We start from the raw sequence: 23,927 nt of genomic DNA, 5'->3' as shown, positions 1-23,927 counted from the left end.
ATTGAAGTGAGTAGAATTTGTGAATTAACAAATAGAAAAAAGTCTTTTGGTAATAAGGTATCGCACTCAAATCGTAAAACAAAGCGTACCTTTCTCTTAAATTTACATAAAGTTACATTGACGAGTAATATATTAGACAAAAAGTTTAGCTTTCGTATAGCAACAAGAACTTTAAGAACTATAGACTATAAAGGTGATCTTGATGCTTTCTTGCTCAATACAAAAACAATTAAACTAAGTAAAGAAGCACAAAAGATAAAAAGAAGATTAAAGAAAGTTTTAGCAAAACAAGAGGTAGAATTAGCTGTTTCAGATGCATAGTAAGCCTATATGGCTCAGAGCAAAAGCTCCAGCTGGTAAAATATTCAATGAAACCTTAAACACTGTTAAGCTACATAACTTACATACAGTATGCGAAGAAGCTGCGTGTCCAAATATTGGTGAATGTTGGAATAAACGTCATGCTACTGTGATGATTCTCGGTTCTGTTTGTACTCGTGCTTGTGCGTTTTGCAACGTTGCAACTGGCATTCCTGATAAGCTCGATCCTCATGAACCAGAAAATTTAGCAAAAGCGATAAAAAAGTTAAATTTAAAGCACGTTGTCATTACCTCTGTTGACCGCGATGATTTAGCAGATGGTGGTGCAAATCAGTTCATAAGGTGTATAGAAGAAATTAGAAAGATAACTTCGGAAACAACAATAGAGATTCTTACTCCTGATTTTTTAAATAAGAAAGGAGCGTTTGAAGCAATAGCTGTTGCATCACCTGATGTTTATAACCACAATATCGAAACAGTACCAAGACTGTATGCAAAAATAAGGCCAAGAGCTCGTTATTTTCATTCACTATATTTGCTAAAGATGGTGAAACAGATCAATTCTAAGCTTTTCACGAAGTCAGGGCTTATGGTTGGTCTCGGAGAAACAAAGGAAGAAATATTTCAGGTCATGGATGATTTACGTAGCGCCGAAGTTGATTTCATTACAATTGGTCAATATTTGCAACCAACTCCAAAACATGCAAAGATTGATAGATATGTTACCCCAGAAGAGTTTGAGCATTATAAATATATTGCTTATTCCAAAGGCTTTTTGGTAGTTGCATCAAGCCCACTAACTCGGTCATCATACCACGCTGAAGAAGATTTTAACAGGCTCAAGGCTTGTAGTTAATATCTTATTTTTTTTAGAGTATAGTTTAATATAGTAATTAATGTTATGACTTTATTTAGAATATAATTTAATATAGGTATTGATGAAGCGAAAAAGTTATGGGTGATTCTAACGAAAAAGTTGACTACACTGAGTTATCAAAATGTTCTTTTTCTGACAAAATAAAGCCAAAAAGAAAGGTAACATTTTGTCAGCAAGTCCAAGTTAAAGAAATTCCACTTGAAGGAAAAAAAGGAGAGTGTAAACGACGCAAAAAAAAGAAACAGAAAACACAATTATGGGAAAGAGGTGCAGCAATTATTGTTCCACCAGTAATTGGGCTGCTAGGAGGTTTAATAACTTTAACACTCATAACAGAAGAAATAAGTTCACCATTTTTAATTGCAGCTTTAGCTGCTATAGCAATTACAGCAGCAATATATGAACTTGAGTATTTACCTTAAACCTGAATTGCTAGAAAAGCCTGGTGAAACTTTAAAGGATTTAGTAACAGATTCTTTTGTAAAGGAAGAAAAAAACTCAAGAACTGTATAACAATAAATCAGAAAAGCTTAGTGAGTTGCCCTAGGCTTAACTTTTTACTTAGCTGATCACAAAAAGTATGAATTTTACAGCACCTAAACCAGCTGTTGTGGGTGTTAAGATCTTATATAAGCAATTGACAATTACTGAGATATCAGCTAAAATATTTACGTAGTATATTAGCAAGGGTAAGGTGAATTTTGGCGAATATGTGCATGATAAAGCTTTAACAATATCAAATGTAAGTGCTAAAATTGATGTAAGGAAGCTGGTAAACTTTCTACAGAATAAAAAAGACATTAAAGAGCTTAATTTAATAAATGTAGAGGTTGATTCTAAAGATGTAAAAGAACTAGGTAAACTTACACATCTTACTTCGCTCACTCTAAGGAACAATAAACTCGGTTTCGAAGGTGCAGGATATATAGGTCAAGGCAATCTACCAAACCTTACTTTACTTGAAATAAGCAATAATCATATTGGCGATATAGGTTTTGCATTTTTAATTGGCAGCAAACGTCTCCCAAATCTTACTTTATTAAATGTAGAAAACAACAACATTGTTGGAGTGTGGCGCCACCACTATGGAGGAGATATAGCACTCAAAAATCTCACCTCACTTTATGTAGAAGGTAACGGTAAAAAATTCTTGAATGATAAAGAAGTTATCCTTGATAGTATAAAAAAAAGCGCAATAACCGAAGCGCCTGGACACTCTAGAGTAAAAGATGGTGAAGGTGCTACAAAAAAATTAGTAGCTAAAAGAAAAAAAACGATACAAGCTACCAATAGTCAGTCAGATCCTAGTAGTAGGTTAAGTATAGAACTTTCCAAACAAGATGGGCTGCGTGAAATAGTACTTGACACTGAAACTACAGGTCTTGACGTCAATAGCCATCGAATTATTGAGATAGGATGTGTGGAGTTAATTAATCGTATTCCAACAGGCAAAGTATTCCATCGATACATCAACCCAGAAAGGAGCATAGACAAAGGTGCATTTAAAGTTCACGGTATCAGCGAAGAATTTCTAAAGGATAAGCCATTATTTTCAGAGATTGCATCTGAATTTCTTAATTTTATATCTAGCGATACTTTGGTAATTCACAATGCTGTATTTGACATTAAATTTTTGAACATGGAACTTGGTAAACTGAATGCCAAATTAATCTCTTCAGACAGAGTGTTAGATACATTACCGCTTGTAAGAAAGAGATTTGGACCACCAGCTTCTTTAAGTGCATTGTGTGAGCGTTTTGGTATATCACTAGAGAGTAGGAAGTTACATGGAGCGCTAATTGACGCTGAGTTGCTAGCAAAAGTATATATTGAGCGATTACAAACTCCTTTGGATCGATGTCAGCATACAGTACGTTTTAGAGAACACTTGCCAAGTAATGAAGAGGTTAGTAAGCAGTTAGATAAGATTAACGTATCTGTTCATGAGGGAGTAGTAGATAGAAGATTGTAAAAAGGCCTTTTGCTTTCAGTAGCAAAATTACTCTCTCAAGGGATGTATTTTCTAGCTTTAAAAACGCGAATCTCAATATCTGTATCCGTTCAGCAGAATGGCAAAATAAGATAGTATAAAAATAGAGTAAAAGTGCATTTACAATAATGAGGGCACAGCCCTTCTGTAGTCCCATTGAAACCGTTGCTTTTAGTATCTATGATGAGGTTGCTTGTGAGCAATTTGAACCTCAGTGTCACGCGCTGGAATGACATCATTGTTTTTTGCATGAAAAGACTGGATGATAGCTACTTTCATGATACCCACTTATTAGTTTCGTCTAATTTATTTTACCACTCTACTGAACGGATACATTCTAACTGAGAGCAAAGCACACTTACATCATTTAACACCTTCAGTGGCTCCCCTAGACTATGTTCTACTTTTGTCTCAAATTTAAATCCCAAATTTCCAAAAAATTCCTGAAAATACTCAATAGTAATGTCACACAAACTTCTACCACTTGTTTTATAATTTTTCAGCTCTTTCGGAATAATAAGAGACACTTTACCATCTTCATATGTTACATTTCTACCCTTACAGTTCAGTTTAAATTCTACTGAACTGTAAAAACCTGGTGTTTTGATATCATTAGCAAGATCACTGCTAAGTACCCTTATACATTCCATGCTAAAACTGAGTTTTAGACAATTGGAACTATGGCAATCCATACTATAAGTTATTATTATATCAGAATCTAACACAAGCAAGCCAAGTGGAAAAAGAGCCTTTAATAAATGCAGAAACAAAAAATGATTATATCCTTCTTGATGATAACTAGCTATCAATTCTTCTATAATAGAGTCATTTGGAACTGTTGCACCAACACGTATAAACATTTCCATAAAGACTACTTTAAGAAACAAACAATAATTTCTTTTCCCTTTTTCATTCCCTAAAATGAGATCTTTATGTTTTGAATATAGCTCCTCGATAAGCTCATTGGTTATTTTTTGTTTGTTGATAGTAAGGTTGTGTGATCTATCAAGGTCAATATATGTGTTGTAACCAGAGTTTATGCTACTCCAACCACCTGATTTCATTGGTATAGATTTTAAATCAGAATACTTGAGCTTTTTTACTTCAGATTTCAATGCGTTAACTATTTTTTTTGACATACCACAATCTTATATTATATACGTATTACGTACTTTTCATCATAAGTAAAGGTTTTCTGTAAAACTTGATTTACTTTTTATTATACCCACCTTATTAAAAAAAAGCAGAGATTTCAATATCTTATTCTAAATTCTTCAAGTTTAGATTCTTATCTTGGGATGTATTTATATCACTTAATACTCCAAGTGGCTTATCCAGATTATGCTCAAATTTTTCCTCAAAAAAGTGAAATCCAAATTTTTCGCAAAATTTCTGAAAATACTCAATAATGACGTCAAACAAATTCTTATCATTTGCTTTGTAGTTTTTCAGCTCCTTAGGAATAGCAAGAGACACCTTACCTTCTTCATACTTCACATTTCCACCTTCGCATTTTAGTTTAAACTCCACTGAGTTTTGTAAATCACATACTAAAATTTTATTATCGTTATATATGCCATCATTTACGCTAAAACTGAACTTCAGACAATTTGGATCTTCACAACTTATATAGGTCCTTTCTCTGTAAGAAGGAATTAAATAGTGGAATGAATACATGCACAATCCAAAAGAACGAAGTGCTTGACTTTGAGAAGAAAAGAATTGCTTGTACCCAGACCTGTTATAATAAGTTATCAATTCTTCCATAATAGAGTCATTTGGAACTGCTGCACCGGCGTGTACAAATACTTCCGTGAAGATTTGCTTAAGAAACAGACGATAACTCCCTTTTTTGTCCTTATCTTCTGTAATGAGATTTACATGTTTTAAATATAAATTTTTAATGAAATCATTAGTTATTGCCTTCCCATTAATAACAAGGTCACAAACAAATTCATATTCACTATTAAAGTCCATATCCAAATCCTTATATGTTCTATAATCAGAACTTTCTGTAGACTTCAAATCAGCATATCTCCTCTCCCTCGCCTTATCTTTCAGCTCATTAATCACTTTTTTTGACATATATACTATAATAGACATAAATCATTAATTTTTAACTAATATAGACTATGAACTGTAACTTGAGTTTCTTCCGGGTTTGCACTTGATTACTTTAACGATAGATCTTCCAATCCCATCTGATCTACTTGTACTTTTTCTAACTCACTTTTTACCTGCTTATGGTATAAGTTTGCTCTTCTCGCCCAAGATAGGTCACTATCTATTATATAAACGTAATTGCCATTGTTCTCTTCGAAGTAAAACAGCTTCAGTTTACTTTCGTCTTGACCAATTAATTCACTACGAATTACTTCTACAGTATAAAATTGACCCAAATTCATACTTACTTCACGATGTTGCATATACCTTAACACCCGTGGCTCATATAATTTTCTTATCTCACCATTTTTGAGATCACCTATTGTACACTCTATCTTCTTTAATCCGTATTTAATAACTCTCACTAATCTCTTCGTCTCATCATCCCACAGCTGTTCTTCTTCCAATCTTTTACATGCGGTAAAAAATTGTGATTCTTCTCTTTGCATAAACCGAGATAAACGTTCTGCCAACTCATAGCACATTTTTTCTTGACTCAGTATTTCTCTTTTATATTGAGCTAAAATATTAATCGCTATACTTGGACAACTTACTGCAATCAAGTCATTATTTAAATCCGTTTTAATAATTTTGCCGCTCTCTGGATTAACATGTACAGTAACTTGCCCTAACAAAATTCCCTTAGAAATCGTTATGTCTTTTCCTATATGAGTGTCAATGGCTTTTAAAGAATCAAAGTCTATATATATTGCACCTTTCTCTCCTGTCATTTTTTCTGAAAGAGCAAGAGCAATCAATCTAAAGGTATCTATTTCAACAGCAAAATACATCCTTTGCTCCTCTGACATATTATACATATTCTTAAAGAAATCCTTTATGCTAATGTCTTCACCATCTATCTTCCATCCTGTATCTATTTCGCTCCAGTCGTATTGGTGTAAATCTACAACATGCACTCCTTCCATTCCTTTCAGTTCACGCTTTAAATCATCTATTTGATTTTCTTCAAATCCAGGACCATTTATAACCAGATATATGTCCCTCTCCTCTTTATTTGTTAATTTATGATTTTTGATTATATATAAGTAACTAAGATCACTATTCTTACCATTCGGTAGAGATGCACCATATACTCTTGGCACCCAAGTTAGTATTATTGGTGCTTTATTTGATAATTTTTTTACATTACCGATCATTGTTTTACCTCACAACATTCACGGCATAATAAAACATTAGTAAAAAAATTCAACCAATTGCTTTCACATTCTTTTAAAAGAAGACAATTTTATTGGCATCCGTTCAGTAGAGTGAGTTAGACGAGAAAAGAAAACTATAGGGTCAATGTGTGACACTAAAATCCAGAAAATTTAATTTCAAACCAGCACTTCCTTCCTTGTCATTCCAGCACGTGACCAGTTCTTATTGCCTACTCTGAACCCCAGTGTTAGCTACTTGAATGACAATAAAGGGAGTCCTCATTCCCCTAAATAAATACTTTTATTGTGCTTTGCGCTTCAAGCCATTGACGGCATATACATCTGGCTCATCTATCACCTTCAGTGGCTTGCCAAGGTTGTGCTCTATGTTTATATTACGCTCAGAATTGTACTCTATTTTTGTATCAAACTTAAAGCCCAATTTCTCGCAGAGCTTTTTAAAGTATTCAACAAGCTTATTAATAATATCAGTAAGCTTATCAAGCAGACTGTCATCGCCAGCTTTGTAAGCTTCTAACTCTTTAGGAATTGTAAGCAACACTTTACCATCTTCATATGTCACATTTCCATCCTGACATTTCAGTTTAAATTCTACTGAACTGGATAAATCACACGTTACCTCATTATACATGTCAATGTCGCACATATTTGTATATTTCATACTGAAATTAAGTTTTAGACAATCGGGTTGGTAACAACTCATATATTGCTTGTTTGTTGAGCCGCCACCCATTGTGCACAATTTTAACGAATCAAGTGTTTGATTCATAATAAAAGCAGCGGGAAAAATATATCCACCTTGATAATAATTATCTATCAACTCTTCAATAATAGATGAATTGGGAATCGTTGCATCAGCATGCATAAACATCTCTCTAAAAACTTCTTTAAGAAGTAGACGATAATCCTCTTTTCCGTTTTCATCTTTCAGAATTAGATTTTTGTGTTTTGAGTACAAACCTATGATAAACTTTTGATTGATCGATTTACCATTAATAGTAATGTCCATTCTATTAAGATCCGTATATGTTCCCTTACCAGAAATTACTTCATCCTTAGTTTTAGCTTTGAAATCAGCATATTTGAACTTTTTTATTTCAGATTTCAATGTATTAACTACTTTTTTTGACATATTATATTACACGTTATTTATATTAATGTTAGCAAATACTCTATTAATTGTCAATTTTTAGAACTTTTGCTTCCGTCATGATTTAAAGTTTTCAGTCTCTGCTTTAAGGGACTTTCTATAGAAAGTCCCTTAAATAACTGTTATGCAAGCGATAGCTTTTCCATTGCTACCCTGCCTACTTCTGTTTCTTTCAGCTTGTTATCTACTCGTTCATGGTATAGATCTTTTCCCTTCATCCAGGATAGGTCGCTCTCTTGCTTAAAAACATAATTACCATTGTTCTCTCTAAAATCAAATGACTCACGTCTGCTTTCTTCTTGACCAACTAATTTACAATCAACTACCCTTACAACATTGAATTGACCTAAATTTAATCCAAGTGTGATAAGGAAGGGGAGAAAAGCTCGTTCATACAACGCCGCTATTCTATAATCTCTTAAATCTTTTACATACCTTTCTGCATCCTCTTTCTTATTAATCATTTCTTTCATCATCTTTTCTATTTTATTTTTCTCTTGTCCCTCTGTCATCTCTTCCTTTTCTTTAAGCATATGAGGGATACAATTACCTAGTTCACTTATTATTAAAGTTAAATACTTTAATAATTCACCGCACATTTCTTTTTGACTTAGTATTTTACTTTTATATTTAGATAAGATATCAACTGCTACGCTTGAATCATTTATTGCAATTAGATCATTATTTAAGCTTGTGTGAACAATTATTCTACTATTCGGGTCAAACATTACCACTACATTCCCTAACAATATTTTTTCAGGGATTGTTATATCCTTCCCTATATGAGAGTTAATGGCTTTTAAAGAATCAAAATCTATATATATTCCACCTTCATGTTCCGAAAACTGCTTTAAGAGTGCCAGAGCAACTAATCTAAAAGTATCTATTTCAACAGCAAAGTATGTTCTTTGTTCATCTGTCATGTTATACATATCTCTAAAGAAATCTTTGATACTAGTATCTTTACCATCTATCTTCCATCCTTGATCTATTTCGCTCCAGTCATATTGGTATAAATCTACAACATGCACTCCTTCAATTCCTTTCAGTTCACGCTTTAAATCATCTATTTGATTTTCTTCGAATCCAGGACCATTGATAACCAAATATATATCCCTCTCTTCTTTATTTATTAATTTATGATTTTTTATTATATCTAAGTAATTAAGGTCACTGTTTTTACCATCAGGTAAAGATGCACCATATACTCTTGGTACTCAAGTTAGTATTATTGGTGCCTTATTTGATAATTCATTTGCACTATTAGTCATAATTTTACCTCATTATATTGCTATATTAATAGAATAGTGGATTTTTTAATGAAACACAAGTTCCTGCTGGTAAGATCTCATTTATGAAGTCCTTCTCTCCTAGTTCACAATTTTTGTTTCCGTATTTTCCAATGAATCACCATAAGTGACTGCTTTTAGGTAAAATTTTCTTCCTCTTTGCACTTCAAAAGAAATTATTGAATCATCAAGCAAAGTAAACTTTTCACCTTCAGTGTGCTCATATTCTTTAGTACCCTCTTGTCCTCTAATTAGGTCACTCAATTTGTATTTATTCTTATCTATAAGCTTTGCACTTTGGAATTTTATTACCTCTTTGCCAATCAGTGCTAACACAGTTGGACTCATGACGTCTATTTTACCAAAACGCAGTACTACTGTAATTCCCTCATCGGTAAATTCGATTACATATCCGTAAGTAGATTGTATATTTGCGCTCGCGATGGGCTTATAATTTTTATCATCATACGAAATAAAAAGCGTTGCTCCTTTCCAATTCTCTTCTTCACTATTTAAAGTAAAGCTTGCAATATTGTCTTTAATATGCAGTATTTCTACGATAGTTTTACTGATATGAGAAGGAGGGTATTCTTTAAGCATAAGTGATCTTGTTGAAGGAAAGGAGAGCTTGTATATAGAGGGATCATAACCAACTCCCATTACTTGAATGGACATGCTTTCAAACTTTGTTTTTATAATTCTCATCGTATGTCTTTTCTCGCCATCTGAAATTGCTATAACATCACTTGGTAAAAGCCATGCATATTTTATCGGGAGCTTAAAGTTGTATATATTTCTCTCTTGCCACGCAGAATAAAGTAAAACTTCAGCTATATTTTGCGCCTCCCCTTCCTCCATAATGAGCGGTATTGGAACTGTTGCAGCATTGCCCTGCCTTGGGAGTTCAGCATATTTCACATCAATTGGATAGCCAAAATTGCGGTTAAAATAAACGATGTTAATCCTATTGTTTAAATCTAATTGGCTAAGCTGTATCAACTTTAAACTGTTATTGGAAACTATCTCATCTATGGGTATTTCAGTTGTCACTCCCCTGCCCTTTTGAATAAATTTCAGTTTTGAGTTCTGTTCAACCACATCAAAAAAATAGCAACTTCGCAGCATTTTAATAATTGAACGTACGGGTTGCTGGTCATTTATCACATACCCAGATAACAATCCTTTGACACCACTTGTATCAAATTGTTCCCCTTTTAATCCTGCCTTTTGCAATAGATCAGACAAAACATCAGAAATATTAAGCTGTGAAATCTTTCCCTGAATCCAGTGCCCCGTCTGCCAGTTATGGCAATCGGCCCACATATCACATAAGTTGGGAAAATAAGGAAATGGTCTAGCATCCCATGCCCAGAGGAACATTTTCTCCACCATTTCTGAGCTTTGCCACTTTTTCAGCGTTCCTTCAATTGCAATTTTCTGCGAAAGAAAGCTCACCTCTCCGTTTGAGTATCGTGGATATTTACTCTCTATACTACCTTTATCAACAAACACATTGGGCTCATTAGTGCAGCCGTTCATACTGGGAAATCCATATTCGGTAAACCATATTTTCTTCATTTTTGGTTGCCATTTTGTTTTACTACCATCAGGATTTACATGAACTTCACTCCACCATTTCTCGATATTTTTCCACGCATATCTACTGTCATTATACTTTATTTTCTCAGGATCACTTTTTGAGTAATCATAAAAATAATCATACCCTACTCCATTGCTCCAACCACCCGTTACATCTTCTGCGGAATAGCCAAAAGGAGGTTCTTCGCCATCGGTAAGTGGAAAATAAGCATCGATGCCAACAACATCGATGAACTGTGAAGACCAAAGTTCATCCATATTATACCAACCATCGTATGAATGATATTCGCTCCAATCGGCAGCGTAAGTTACGTTTACTTCTTTTCCAAGCTGAAGTTTTACTTGCTTTGCAAGTTTAACTAGCTCTGCTACTGCAGGATAATTACCCTCTACATCTTTTACTCTGATGAGCTGCGCAAATTCAGACCCGATTATAAACCCTTTCACTTTAGCTCTTTTGGCAATGCTCGTGTAATGCTCTATGAATTTGCTATACTGATTCTCAAAAAAATCACTTATATTCTCAGGGGCCCCACTCAATTTTCCTCGCCACTCTTTGTTCTTTGTGTCAAGCAAGAACATTGGGTAGAGCATTACCTTATAACCTCTGCTATGCAGCTCTTCTATATATCTTATTAGTGCTGCATCACTAACTGTACCGCCATATCTTGGATTGCCATGATTATCTTTTGAAATGAGTTGGGCATTATCTCTGGTTATATTTCCCACTTGCCAATCATCAGGCACTATAGCAGAATCGTCTTGAAATTCAACTGCAGGATATATTTTACAATCTTTAATATTTAAACTGCTTGCAAACCAATTAACCACTACCGACGCCCATTCAACATTTGGTAAACTTTCCTTCAATTGGTCCAAAGAAAGCATAGCATCGCTCTTTTTTGTGTGATTATTGTGATTTACTCTTTGTGCCGGTCCATAGGGAATATATTGACTACTGCTTATTTTTTCTCGTGCAATTTTCTTCTGTATTTTCGTATCATACACAAACTCTCCTGAACCTGGTATGATATTGATATTTTTAATGTTTTCTGCTACTGAGAATCCACTGAGCTTCAGTGCAGTTTGCACTTCAAATGTAAACACCGGAACACGATTACTATAGTCTGCCAAAGGAAAATTTTTGATGACTATGTAAGATATTCCTCTATAAGCTGGTACATTCTTCTCACCTTCGATTGATAACATAAACGGATCAGGGTTTTGGTCTTCTCTGCCGTAGTAAAAAGTATAATCTATTTGGTCAAAGCTAAGCGATTTTGTACCCGCCCAGATTCTATTTAATTTTTCTACTTTCCCCTTGCAAATTGCAATTGCGAGTGTTGCATAGTAGTTATATGTAATATTTATACCTCTTCCTGTTTTATTTTGAGTGGTTATCGCCTCCTCTTTTATTGGCTGTGACCAAATAATGTTTCCAGCAACGCGAGCAGTGCCATAGATAATTGGAATTGCTTTGCCATAAGTTGAGGTTTGAACTTGCAGATTTTTCAGCCTCGCCCCATGCGTTATCTTTTGCTCGGCATCAAGACCAAATATTGCATTATCAAGCTGTGCACCAAGCAGAGCACCGAGTTCTGAGCCAACAATCTGGCCAATTGGCCCAAAAATACTGCCCGCTTTACTTAAAATTGATGATAAAATTATTGTAGACATAATATTCTCCTTTTTGATAGATTGTTTTGAATTTTTGAAAGAAGATCCCAGACTGGGATGAAATTGGGACCTACTGTATAGTAGTGTCATGCAACTGGTATCCAGGAAAAAAAAGGATGTCATCCGAGCAGCACTTTTCCTGTCATCTGAGTAGCTAACACTGGGATCCATTGTTCTTTATTTCTGGATTCCAGCGTCACGCGCTGGAATGACATTAAATGATTTTTCTTTGAATTTGAGTTATGCAAGCAGCCCCTTCGATGTCACCCGAGTAGCCCTCTTCCTGTCATCCCAGTGCTTGTGACACTGGAATGACACCCTTTCAGAAGTTCAATGAACCTTCTGGATAAAAACTATTGTCAAGCACTGGAATGACATGATTCGAATTGTGTCACTTGCATGGCGTCATCCCAGACTGTGTAGTAATTCTCCTTATTCCTCGATTTACCGCTTACTTCCTCGAGAAGATACATCACTCAATGAAGAGCTTACTGATGAACTTCTAGATAAGCTTCCAAATGATAGCCTTATATCCTTGTTTTTAGTTTCTCCGTTACTATGTTTCTTATCTGGCTCATCTTTTATGTTATGCTCCTTCTTGAAATTTTTACAGAAAGTGCGAAGATATTTTATTTCGCCTCCCTTTTCTGTAGTTTCGTTTATTTTATCGATTAAGCAAATCAGATTTGCCATTGAGAATCCCTTACTAGCCTGTACAAGAATTTTCATATCGCTATCTTTTAATTTTTCGAGCCGTTCTTGTAATATTTTTTGACGTGTATCGTCTTTATCCAGTCCAGGAACCTCAATACACTCCAAACGACCACCCCTAATAAGCGCAAAATCTAAATGATTCTTATGATTAGTTGCAGCAACTACCGTTATATTTTTTGAGGATAAAAACTCTCGATCCAATTTAGTGAGTAAATGAGTTAAAGGTCCTGCATTTTCACTGAAAGTGCGCTTTTTGCCAATGCCGTCAATCTCATCTATAAAAATTATACACGGACTGTTTGCCTCTGCTTTCTCAAAAACCTGATCTATATTTGATTGATTAGACAAGCAAGATGCAGAAACAAACATAAACGCAAACAGAGATTTAGTTTGATTTGCAATTGCCTTACTAATACTAGTCTTACCAGTTCCTGGTGGACCATACAAGAGATATCCTCTGCCTTGTAACTCACAAATTTCCTTCAATTTTTCTCTTATGTCATTTGGTAATATAATATTATCAAATGTTGTATTCCATCCTCTTGCTTCACCTTTTGCGTAAAATTCCATATTCAGCTTTGCTTCTACTTCATTTTTTGTTGCAGGACTATTAATTAACCTTGCAGAAAGATCACTAACCTCTTTTTTTAACCCCTCCACTTTATCTTTCGTTACAAAACTATCTGAAATTCTCTCGACTTTTTTTTCTAGATCACTAAGCTTCTTTTTATTTTCTTTAGCCTCTTCATTCTCCAATTCTTCTTCAATTGGAGCTAGCGTATTTTCTTCTTTCCTTAACTCTTTATTTAGCTCTTCAACTTCAGCTTTCGAGTTTTCTTGAGATTTTTTACTTTGTTTAATCATTTTATATGAAAACACAATTACTACTGCAGAAAGCGCAAATAAAATAAAAATAACAGGGGGAGCTATATTTAAAGCTGCAACTGAAGATAAAAATGCAACGTAAGGAGCTACAGCAAAAACTCCAGATGTAATTAATGTAAGAGAAGCAATAGCACCAGCTATAAAAAAAGGTATATTAGCTCTACTAGACATATTTTAGCTTATAAACAGTTAATTTATAAATAATACATTTAAATAGTACAAGCTTTTCATAGTAAAGCAAGACTAACTAAAGAGATAACTCAAGGTGTCCTTAATCAATCTATGATCGAGGTATTATGCAGTATTAAGATATAAGATGGTATGTTGTATTTTTAATTCAGTGTTCTTTTTCTGTCATTCCAGGGTACTGGAATGACAGATACTATGATAAGAAATTCAATAACTTAAAGTAGGCAATTAAAGCCTCTAATTAAAATCTAAATCTATAGTTATCATAAGCAACACTAAAGAAGTGCGGAAGTAAAAAGTTACAAAAGAGCATTCCGCATACGCATGCTTTGTATATCTACACTTTGCCACCCTTCTGTTAAGCTTTGCCTCCCTTCCATTACATTTTGTCGCTCTTTTATTTGTTTTATTTCGTTATCGAATTCTGACATTAGATATTTAGCATAACCAGATGTTAATGCTGTTGATACAGATACAGCTATTACTGCCGTAATAGCTGTTAATGTACCTTCCATTGCCTCGGTTATAAAAAGCGTCATTGCTACAAAATTCCCTAACATGGCAACTAAGCCACCAACAACTACACTACCTTGAACTACTTTATTTTTTAAAAACCCTTTTATACTCTCTACCGTACCTTCTTGGTGATTTATAATGGCATAATACAAAGGAGTTTTCTGCAAACTATCTTTTTCATAAACATCTGCACCTCTGTCTAGTAGAGCATCTACTATCTCTAAATAGCCATTTTTAGCAGCATAATGCAAAGGAGTACTACCATTTCTATCTTTTACATGAACACTTGCGCCTTCAGCTAACAGAGCATCTACTACCTCTACATGGTTACTTAAAGTAGCATAATGCAAAGGAGCACTACCATTTTCATCTTTTACATTAATATCTGCACCTGTTTTTAGTAGAACATTTACTACATCTACACATCCACTATAAACGGCATGATGCAAGGCAGTCTCTCTATTTTCACCTTCTACATGAACATCCGCATGCCTATCTAATAAAACATTCACTAAATCCTTACAGCCAGCTGCTGCAGCTGCAATTAATAATGTAAATTCGGCATCAGGATCACTTTGGATGAATGTATGATTTATACTAAAATTTTTATTTTCCCACTCTTGATACGCTATTGTATCTTCTCTTCGCAATACCTCTTTTATTTTATTAATTACGTTATCTTTATTTACACTTGCATCTTTATCAATTGCACTTAATATTTTTTTCAGATTTTCAAAATTCATCTTTACCTCCTATAACTTTACGATGCAGTTACTACACAATTACAAACAAAAGTAAACACATTTTTAGGAATTATTTAAAAAACCATTGAAAAAGTCAGTGATTTACAATAAATAACTGATCCATTTAATTGGAAGAAATATGTGATGTAATTATAGCCATTATAAACAACAACAGAAAAAACACGGAAGTAAAAAATTTATATTGATCTTATCATATTTATTATTAGCATGATTATAAACCTGGGAAAGCAAATACAAGTCAACTTATCTAAAAAAAATAGTGAGAGGGGTCTTATCTGGCGCAAAATTGATGGCCAACCTTAGTGAAAATTATTTTGCATCATTGAATAATAAACAGCATTAAACCAACCAGCTCTATAAGAAAACTAATAGAGGCTTTTTTACTTGTCCCAATTATTATATCCAGTGCTATTACACTAGCATGTACCTATTTTTTTCTGAATGCAGTGAGTATTCAAAAATATGATTGCAGCTTTGAATAAGGAAAAAATTATGGCGCCTATGATTTTTGAAGGCTACTGCGATACAGACGTTTTTAATAGCTAGTTCAAGCTTTATTGCTGGGTGATTTTGGATAATGCAACTTTTCATAGAAAATAAGTGAATTTGTTAAAAGTGTCGGTGCTGAAGTTATATATCTGCCTCCATATTCTCCTGATTTTAATCAAACCATTGGTTTGTTATAAAAAATTGAGCCAGAAAGAATATCCAGCTATTCTAACTATTAGAAAAAGAGCTATAATTATAGACTCCGTATACACTATAACTAGACTTTTTTTTAAGAGGAGTGATACAGAAGTTAGTACTAAGACACTAAACAGTTTTCAAAAATGAAAATTATACCTTAAAACTGATTTTCATATAGTTCTTGCAAGCGATAACACTCTCACTTCTCTTGCACCAGAGTTTAAAATTTCCTGAGAGCAAGACCTTGCGGTTGCGCCAGTTGTTACTACATCATCAACCAATATCACGATTTTGTTTTTGATAATTTCGCTGTTACTTACTTTAAAAGTATTTTTCAAATTTTTTTCACGCTGTTTAAGTGAAAGACCAGCTTGAGGTTTGGTGTGACGAATACGTTTTATTGCAAATGGTGTATAAGATAAATTAGATAACTTACTTAATTCCTTTGCGAGCAATGCTGCTTGATTATATTTACGTTTAAATAAGCGTATTTTATGTAGCGGTATGGGAACTATGACCTCTGCATTTTGAAATATGTCTTTGTTAGTTTTGTACATCCACTTTGCATAGACTTTCACATAATTTAAATTATCAAAAAATTTAAAATTTATAATCATATTTTTGCTATGTTCATCATAAGCAAAAACTGATCTTAATACTTTAAATGGTAGAGGGTTGCTGATGCACTTACCACATGTATCAATGTTATCTGGAATTACTACACCACAAACATTACAGTAATGCTTAGTTAAAAAATTGATTTTTTTATTGCATTCACTACATAAATCATAACTTTTATCAATTATACGTTCACAATTTACGCATACGTTTGGAAATATGAGGTCTTTAGCTCTTTTTAGTAAAAGAAGATTCATGAATTTAATATATTAGGTATAGCTTTTAAAATGCTCCTAATAACCTAGTGATTAAGAGATACTTGATCTAACAAATACGTTTTGAGATACTTGCCTGTAACACTTTCTAGAGTTTGTGCAACTTTTTCTGGAGTTCCCACAGCAACCACCTTTCCACCCTTCACTCCTCCCTCTGGACCAATGTCTATTATATAATCTGCAGTTTTTATAACATGTAAATTGTGCTCAATAACTATAACAGTGTTTCCTAAATCAACTAACCTATGAAGTATTTTCAGTAAGTTATTTACATCTTCAAAATGTAATCCAGTTGTTGGCTCATCGAGAATATACAATGTTTTCCCGGTAAATCGCTTTGATAGTTCCTTAGACAGCTTTATTCGTTGTGCTTCACCCCCGGACAACGTTGTTGACGACTGTCCAAGCGTTATATAGCCAAGCCCCACTTCCTGTAAAGAAATCAACTTTTCCTTTATCATTGGAAGATTTTCAAAAAAGTCACATGCTTGATCTATTGTCATATCAAGCACATCAGAAATTGATTTTCCCTTGTAAGTAACTTCCAATGTTTCTCGGTTATACCTCTTTCCTCTACATTGCTCACATTTCACATAAACATCCGGTAGGAAATGCATCTCGATCTTTAAATGCCCATCACCTTTACAAGCTTCACATCTTCCTCCCTTGGTATTAAATGAAAATCGGCCTACATTATATCCCCTAGCTTTCGATTCTGGAAGACCTGCAAACCAATTTCTGATGTGAGTAAACATACCAACATATGTTGCTGGATTTGATGCTGGGGTCCTACCAATTGGTGACTGATCAACTTCTATAATTTTATCTATATACTCAAGGCCTTCTATTTTATCGCATTTACCATGCTTTGCAGATGAATGATTTATCTTCTGTGCTGAGTATTTATATAGTGTTTCTATTACTAAACTTGATTTTCCTCCTCCTGATATTCCAGTAACACAAATGAGATTCCCTATAGGAAATTCAACATTTATATTTTTTAAGTTGTTCTCACACGCGTTAACTACCTTTATGAACTGAGTTGCTTGCTTTCTTCTTTTTGAAATTGAAATTTCCTTCTTTCCACTTAAATACTGTCCTGTTATGCTCCCTGAATTTTTTTGTACCTGATCTGGTGTTCCTTCTGCAACAACTTTTCCTCCGTTTACACCAGCTCCAGGACCAATATCAATCACATAATCAGCAGCCATTATTGTGTCTTCATCATGTTCAACAACAATCACAGTATTACCCATGTCTCTCAGATTTTTAAGTGTGGCAATTAATCGATCATTATCACATTGATGAAGGCCAATTGAGGGTTCGTCAAGCACGTATAGCACTCCTGTTAAACCAGAGCCAATTTGCGAAGCAAGCCTGATCCTCTGGCTTTCACCACCAGAGAGAGTGCTAGATTCACGGTCAAGTGTAAGGTAATTTAGTCCTACATTCTTTAAAAATGTCAGCCTTTTGATTATTTCGTTTAATATTTTATTTGAAATTTGCTTATGTTGTTCTGTGAGCTTGTCTGGCAAATTTTCAAACCAATCAAGGGATTCATCGATGCTGAGCCTTGATATTTCACCTACATGTTTTTCATCAATTTTCACTGTAAGTGCTTCTTTTCTCAATCTATAGCCAGCACATTCTTTGCAGTCAGTAACAGAACAATACCTATCAATAAGTGATGCATCGTAATCCATTTGACGTTCTAGGATACTGACCAAACCTTGAAATTTCATTTCTCTAGAGCCAAAAAGTATTAAATCCTTCACTTTTTGGTCTATATTCTTCCACGGAACATCAAGACTAAATTTACAATTTTCAGCCAGTGACAGAATTGCATTTTTTAGAGACCCAGAATTTGCATGCATTTGACCCACTGGCTTTAAAGCACCTTCAGATATCGAGAGCGTTTCGTCTGGCACTATTAGCTTTGCATCAACACTTAGTTTTTTACCGAGCCCACTGCATGAACTGCATGCACCGTGGGGGCTGTTAAAAGAAAACAATCTTGGCTCTATTTCTTCAAGAGTAAAGCCAGACTCAGGACATGCAAAATTCTCTGAGAAAGTTAAAATTTGACCATTTTTATACTCGGAATTGTGGTTATCAGGTAAGTTTATTATTTCTGCATACATTAAGCCATGGCCCAGCCTCAATGCTAATTCTATACTGCCTGGTAGTCGATTTCCTATATCATCTGACATGGACACCCTATCTGCAATCACGAAAATATCGTGTTTCTTGTTTTTATCGAGTTTAGGCAAATCATCTATATTATATATTTCACCGTTTATTTTTAGTCTGACGTAACCCTGCTTTTTAATTTCCAATATCTCTTTTAGATGTTCTCCCTTTCTGCCACGCACAATAGGAGCAAGTATATATACTTTAGTTTCTAAAGGTAATGTTGTAATAGTATCTACAATTTGAGATACAGTCTGTTTCGTTATTGGCGATCCAGTTGCAGGCGAGTAAGGAATTCCTATTCGTGCATATATTAAGCGTAGATAGTCATAAATTTCAGTAATAGTTCCAACGGTTGATCTTGGATTTTTTGAGATCGATTTTTGGTTAATTGATATTGCAGGAGAGAGGCCTGTGATTGACTCAACATCTGGTTTATCTTGAATATTAAGAAATTGACGTGCATAAGCCGATAGACTTTCGACGTATCGGCGTTGGCCTTCTGCATAAATCGTATCGAATGCGAGGCTAGACTTACCAGAACCACTTAATCCAGTTATAACAACTAACTTATTTTTTGGTATATTGACATCAATACCCTGCAAATTATGCTCTCTTGCACCTTTAACTCTGATCATACTTCATGTACCTTTGACCATTACAGCCTCAAAATACATAAACTTACAACAACTTGCTACTAATTTTTCAACTATTACGGAAAACGAGATAGCACAACTAGTGCAAAACATTTTGCCACACAACTATATAAACATCTGTTTTCGCCAAGGTAATTAGTACAACAAATGGTGTCATAAAAGTATGTTTTCTACAATCTCATCAAAAACATGCTTACCAATTTTTGGAAACAGCAAATTTTATTTTATATAAAATACAGAATATTGATAAATTTAACTTTTTTGTGAGATTATGCAGCGATAAAAATAAATTTAGAGGGAAAGGTTATGGCAATAGAGAAGGAGAAGTTTTTTGAAATAATAAATGAGGTAAGTGAAAGTAGCGATTTGGATGAAGATAATTTACTTGAAAGAATAAAGAATGAGTTAAAAGGAAAAGATGCAGGAGAGTACAACAAGTTTAGTAAAAATTTTAGTAAAGAACACCAATTTAGTATAAAAATTTCAGAAGAAGCTGCAGAAGATTGGACGTTGTTACATCTTGCTACAGCATGCAACAATATGTTAATAGTGGAACTCTTACTAAAAAAGAAAGCAAGTGTTAACGCTCGAGTAAAAGATGGTTCTAAAAATGATGGGCTAACTGCTTTGCATATTGCTACTTCTTGTGGACATGAAAGCATGGTAAAACAATTACTAAGTGATGATCGAGTGAATCCTTCATTAAAAAGTAAAAATAAGACTCCAAGGGAGGTGGTAGGTAATACAGAAAATAAGGAAGCAATAGTACAAATGTTAGAGGAAGCAGAACAAAATTTTTATACAAAGCATGAGAAAAAAACTGATACATCAGCAGATGTTATAAATTCTGTGGAACAATACAATACCATACGTAGTGGTAAACAGACTCCCATTACGTGTGGAAGTAGTGACAGTATAGTAAGTGAGCAATACTTACATGCTGGTGTTAAGAATATGGTAGAAAAATTTGAGTCAACGCAAAGAGGAAGTGTTACATATAGTGGTAAACAGACTCCTATTGGTGAAAGTGTTAGTAGTGACGACAGCGGTCTAGAGTCTGAGGCTACATTTGATACTTCTTTCTGCTCTGAAATAAATAACGACGGAGCAGCTAATGAAGTTAATGACCAAATTTTAGAAAGTCTGCAACCTCAAATTCAGTTGCAAGATAGACAAATTCGGAAGTTAGAAAAGCCAGGTAAAGAATTAAAACATGTTGAGAAAGAACTAGAAAAATTAAAGAGTGACGTAGCTGGACATGAGACTCGGTTAGAAATACTTGATAAGCTCAGTGAAGAGAATCAATCACTAAAACAACAAATACAAGATCTAAAAAGTAAAAATACAACTCTTAATAGTGAATTAGAAAAAATAAAAGGTCAGCACTCTAATGATTTAAATGAACATAAGATTAAGTTGGAAGAACTTAGCAAGCTCAACAAAGAGAATCAATCACTAAAGCAAAAAATAAAAGATCTGGAAAACGAGAATACAACACTTAATAGTGAATTAAGCAAAACCAAAGCAAATAAAGTATTACTAGAAAAAACAGAAAAAGGACAACTGTCTTTCTTAAAAATTGCTTCTGTAAATTTTGTAACCATGTTGACAGTAGGTGTTGCCTTTAGTATAGCTTTCCAATTACCAATTCTATTGATGATTGCAACTTCTGTAATGTCTTCATTAATAGTCAGTGGAGTTACATATGTAATATCAACGAAACCTAGTGAATTAAAAGAAGTAAGTATTCAAGGCTTGATGCAACATGATGTTTGTAAAACTTAAACTTGTGCACTTCCTGGTAATTTTGATATAGTTATTTCAGTTGAAATCTACAGATTTACAAATGGCAAGCTTAAGTGTAAGAGAAGCGTTATGCACGGCAATCAGAGAAGAAATGCAAAATGACCCTGATGTATTTATCATGGGTGAAGAAGTTGCAGAGTATGATGGTGCTTATAAAGTAACAAAAGGATTACTGAAAGAGTTCGGAGAAAATAGGGTAGTTGATACACCTATTACCGAACATGGATTTGCTGGTCTTGCTGTTGGAGCAGCGTTTGCTGGGCTCAAACCTATTGTTGAGTTTATGACTTTTAATTTTTCTATGCAAGCTATTGACCAAATTGTGAATTCCGCAACAAAAACAAATTATATGTCAGGTGGACAACTTGGATGCCCTATAGTGTTTCGTGGACCAAATGGAGCTGCAGCAAGAGTTGCCGCACAACATTCTCAGTGCTTTGCATCTTGGTATTCGCATGTTCCAGGTTTGAAAGTAATAGCACCTTACTTTGCCTCTGATTGCAGAGGTCTGCTTAAAGCTGCAATTCGTGATCCTAATCCAGTAATATTTCTAGAAAACGAGATTGCTTATGGGCATGAACATGAGATTCCTGATTCTGAGCTATCAAATAAAGATTATCTACTTGAGATAGGCAAAGCTGCTGTTATACGGGAAGGAAAAGATGTAACTATCACTGCTTTTTCATTGAAACTAATGGATGCGTTAAATGCAGCAGATTTACTCTCTAGTGAAGGAATAGAAGCTGAAGTTATCGACCTCAGAACCTTAAGACCACTTGACACTGAAACAGTTATTAACTCTATTAAGAAGACCAATAGATTAGTAAGCATAGAAGAGGGTTGGCCATTTGCAGGAATAGGAGCAGAACTCTCAGCCATGGTTATGGAACAAGGATTTGACTATCTTGATGCTCCGGTTGCACGTGTAACCGGCAAGGACATTCCCTTGCCTTATGCTGCAAATCTAGAAAAGAAAGCATTACCGCAAGTAGAAGATATAGTCGAAGCTGTGCATCAAGTCTGCTTTAGAAAGAAATAGCACTATTAATTCCCTTTTTTATCTCCTGCTCCACACTTTTCCAAAAAAGAAGTATCTGTAGAGTTTATACCACCCATTACTTTTATAACAATAGTTTTAGCACCGAAAAATACAGCACAAAATACACCAAGAGCAAAAAGAGCAGGCCACGGCATTCTACCAAATATTGCAAGTAAAGCTGCTCCTATTATCACTACGGTCATAAGCGGTCCACCTATTCCCCAAACGTAGCCAATAATATTACATATTACTTGAGCAGTTGTATCTTCATTAGATCCAGCAGCACTTCCAACATGAGAAAAAGAAATAAATAATACTATAAGCAGAATACAAAAAACCTTTCTAATTGTAGGATTCATCCTTATACCTTAAGTTTAAATATTATAATTATATCTAAAATAGTATAATTTTCAGTAAAACTAGCATTGTGATTTATACAATATTGCATAGCAAATGATGTCTATTGGTTGTCAATCACTTTCAATTACTTGAGAGCTTATTTCGACTTTTGAAAAAGAGCAATAACACCTATGAGTAAAATTTCACATTACCACTTTTATGTGTTATGATAAGCTTAAATTTATAAAGAAAATAAAATTGAAAGAATTGAGAGAGAACCGGATAGCAAGAACGAGAAAGTTTTTATCTTCACTGTTTTTTTTGCTACTAATTGCGCTATCAATACGTAGTTTTTTATTTGAGCCATTTCATATTCCTTCTGGTTCAATGAAAAGCACTCTACTTGAGGGAGATTATATTTTTACTAGTAAATATTCATATGGTTATAGTAAACACTCTTTTCCATTTTCTCCAAACATCTTTAGCGGTAGAATCTTTTACACCCCTCCGGAGCGTGGTGATATAATAGTTTTCAAGCCTACAAGAAATGACAGCATTAGATTTGTTAAGCGGGTAATAGGAATACCGGGCGATAAAGTGCAAATGATAGAGGGGGAGTTATATTTAAATGATCAGAAAGTAAAGCGAAGACAAATTGAAAATTTTTTTGATTATGAGTCAAAGCGTAATATAGCAAGATACATCGAAACACTCCCGAGCGGCAAGGAGCATGAAATTCTAATAGATAATGTTTCTAATAAGTTATCATACAATACTCCAGTTTATTATGTGCCTGATGATCAATTTTTTGTTATGGGAGACAATAGAAATAATTCTTTTGATAGCAGGTTTTCTGAAATTGGGTTAATACCAACTGAAAATATAGTTGGACGCGTAAGCATGGTTGGTTTATCGTTTAAATTAGGCAAAGTTGATTGGTTGCCGTTTGATTTTAGGTTACCTACTGCTCTGAGATTCGACAGGGTATTGCACAAAGTTGTGTAA

The 23,927-nt window shown here is 34.2% G+C and carries 17 protein-coding genes and 2 pseudogenes; 8 read left to right on the top strand and 11 right to left on the bottom strand.

Annotation, left to right across the window (positions count from 1 at the left end):
* The first annotated feature begins 6 nt into the window (after nucleotides 1-6).
* The 4 genes from rpmB (at nucleotide 7) to dnaQ (ending at nucleotide 3,170) form a co-directional block, all read left to right on the top strand.
* On the top strand, nucleotides 7-321 hold the full coding sequence (rpmB, locus tag EJB00_RS02495; protein WP_015588578.1) for a 50S ribosomal protein L28: 315 nt from the start codon (nucleotides 7-9) through the stop codon (nucleotides 319-321).
* Nucleotides 314-1,177, top strand: a complete 864-nt coding sequence (gene lipA / locus EJB00_RS02490; protein ID WP_135352850.1) for a lipoyl synthase — start codon at nucleotides 314-316, stop codon at nucleotides 1,175-1,177. Before rpmB ends, lipA begins: the two co-directional genes overlap by 8 nt.
* Before the next feature lie 98 nt (nucleotides 1,178-1,275).
* On the top strand, nucleotides 1,276-1,620 hold the full coding sequence (locus EJB00_RS02485) for a hypothetical protein (RefSeq protein WP_015588576.1): 345 nt from the start codon (nucleotides 1,276-1,278) through the stop codon (nucleotides 1,618-1,620).
* 899 nt (nucleotides 1,621-2,519) lie between these two features.
* Complete coding sequence (gene dnaQ, locus EJB00_RS02480; protein ID WP_369800723.1) at nucleotides 2,520-3,170, top strand: DNA polymerase III subunit epsilon; 651 nt, start codon at nucleotides 2,520-2,522, stop codon at nucleotides 3,168-3,170.
* Between the two features lie 329 nt (nucleotides 3,171-3,499).
* Here the strand turns inward: dnaQ and EJB00_RS02475 are convergent, their stop codons facing one another.
* The 8 genes and pseudogenes from EJB00_RS02475 to EJB00_RS02440 form a co-directional block, all read right to left on the bottom strand.
* Nucleotides 3,500-4,327: a hypothetical protein gene (locus EJB00_RS02475; RefSeq protein ID WP_015588574.1), complete on the bottom strand. Its 828-nt coding sequence runs from the start codon at nucleotides 4,325-4,327 to the stop codon at nucleotides 3,500-3,502.
* A 121-nt stretch (nucleotides 4,328-4,448) separates the two neighbouring features.
* Complete coding sequence (locus EJB00_RS02470) at nucleotides 4,449-5,273, bottom strand: hypothetical protein (RefSeq protein ID WP_015588573.1); 825 nt, start codon at nucleotides 5,271-5,273, stop codon at nucleotides 4,449-4,451.
* Between the two features lie 86 nt (nucleotides 5,274-5,359).
* On the bottom strand, nucleotides 5,360-6,508 hold the full coding sequence (locus tag EJB00_RS02465) for a hypothetical protein (RefSeq protein ID WP_135352849.1): 1,149 nt from the start codon (nucleotides 6,506-6,508) through the stop codon (nucleotides 5,360-5,362).
* A 301-nt stretch (nucleotides 6,509-6,809) separates the two neighbouring features.
* Nucleotides 6,810-7,661 carry a hypothetical protein gene (locus EJB00_RS02460; protein WP_015588571.1) on the bottom strand — a complete coding sequence of 284 codons (852 nt, stop codon included), beginning with the start codon at nucleotides 7,659-7,661 and terminating at the stop codon, nucleotides 6,810-6,812.
* A gap of 140 nt (nucleotides 7,662-7,801) precedes the next feature.
* A pseudogene (locus EJB00_RS02455) lies at nucleotides 7,802-8,950 on the bottom strand (hypothetical protein).
* Nucleotides 8,951-9,049: 99 nt separating this feature from the next.
* Nucleotides 9,050-12,244 carry a glycoside hydrolase/phage tail family protein gene (locus EJB00_RS02450; protein ID WP_135352848.1) on the bottom strand — a complete coding sequence of 1,065 codons (3,195 nt, stop codon included), beginning with the start codon at nucleotides 12,242-12,244 and terminating at the stop codon, nucleotides 9,050-9,052.
* A gap of 444 nt (nucleotides 12,245-12,688) precedes the next feature.
* Nucleotides 12,689-14,014: an AAA family ATPase gene (locus tag EJB00_RS02445; protein ID WP_015588569.1), complete on the bottom strand. Its 1,326-nt coding sequence runs from the start codon at nucleotides 14,012-14,014 to the stop codon at nucleotides 12,689-12,691.
* A gap of 317 nt (nucleotides 14,015-14,331) precedes the next feature.
* Complete coding sequence (locus EJB00_RS02440; RefSeq protein WP_135352847.1) at nucleotides 14,332-15,291, bottom strand: ankyrin repeat domain-containing protein; 960 nt, start codon at nucleotides 15,289-15,291, stop codon at nucleotides 14,332-14,334.
* Nucleotides 15,292-15,771: 480 nt separating this feature from the next.
* Between EJB00_RS02440 and EJB00_RS06365 the strand changes: the two are divergent.
* A pseudogene (locus tag EJB00_RS06365) lies at nucleotides 15,772-16,003 on the top strand (transposase); the annotation flags it as partial.
* A gap of 166 nt (nucleotides 16,004-16,169) precedes the next feature.
* Here the strand turns inward: EJB00_RS06365 and EJB00_RS02430 are convergent.
* Together EJB00_RS02430 and uvrA are read right to left on the bottom strand one after the other, a co-directional pair.
* On the bottom strand, nucleotides 16,170-16,874 hold the full coding sequence (locus EJB00_RS02430; RefSeq protein ID WP_135352846.1) for a ComF family protein: 705 nt from the start codon (nucleotides 16,872-16,874) through the stop codon (nucleotides 16,170-16,172).
* A gap of 44 nt (nucleotides 16,875-16,918) precedes the next feature.
* Nucleotides 16,919-19,720 (bottom strand): excinuclease ABC subunit UvrA, encoded by a 2,802-nt coding sequence (gene uvrA / locus EJB00_RS02425; RefSeq protein WP_135352845.1) that lies wholly within the window; start codon nucleotides 19,718-19,720, stop codon nucleotides 16,919-16,921.
* 324 nt (nucleotides 19,721-20,044) lie between these two features.
* Here uvrA and EJB00_RS02420 point away from each other — a divergent pair, with 324 nt between their 5' ends.
* Together EJB00_RS02420 and EJB00_RS02415 are read left to right on the top strand one after the other, a co-directional pair.
* The gene (locus EJB00_RS02420) at nucleotides 20,045-21,523 is read left to right on the top strand and encodes an ankyrin repeat domain-containing protein (protein WP_015588565.1); all 1,479 of its coding nucleotides are present in this window, start codon (nucleotides 20,045-20,047) and stop codon (nucleotides 21,521-21,523) included.
* Nucleotides 21,524-21,584: 61 nt separating this feature from the next.
* Complete coding sequence (locus EJB00_RS02415) at nucleotides 21,585-22,583, top strand: pyruvate dehydrogenase complex E1 component subunit beta (protein WP_135352844.1); 999 nt, start codon at nucleotides 21,585-21,587, stop codon at nucleotides 22,581-22,583.
* Between the two features lie 5 nt (nucleotides 22,584-22,588).
* On the opposite strand, the gene EJB00_RS02410 is transcribed toward EJB00_RS02415, so the two are convergent.
* Nucleotides 22,589-22,942 (bottom strand): TrbC/VirB2 family protein, encoded by a 354-nt coding sequence (locus EJB00_RS02410; RefSeq protein WP_015588563.1) that lies wholly within the window; start codon nucleotides 22,940-22,942, stop codon nucleotides 22,589-22,591.
* A gap of 199 nt (nucleotides 22,943-23,141) precedes the next feature.
* Between EJB00_RS02410 and lepB the strand changes: the two genes are divergently transcribed.
* Nucleotides 23,142-23,927: a signal peptidase I gene (gene lepB / locus EJB00_RS02405; protein WP_135352843.1), complete on the top strand. Its 786-nt coding sequence runs from the start codon at nucleotides 23,142-23,144 to the stop codon at nucleotides 23,925-23,927.

This window comes from Wolbachia endosymbiont of Drosophila mauritiana (assembly GCF_004795975.1).
Lineage (GTDB): Bacteria > Pseudomonadota > Alphaproteobacteria > Rickettsiales > Anaplasmataceae > Wolbachia.
The sequence above is the reverse complement of the archived record's forward strand: the minus strand, read 5'-3'. Positions and strand labels throughout refer to the sequence as shown.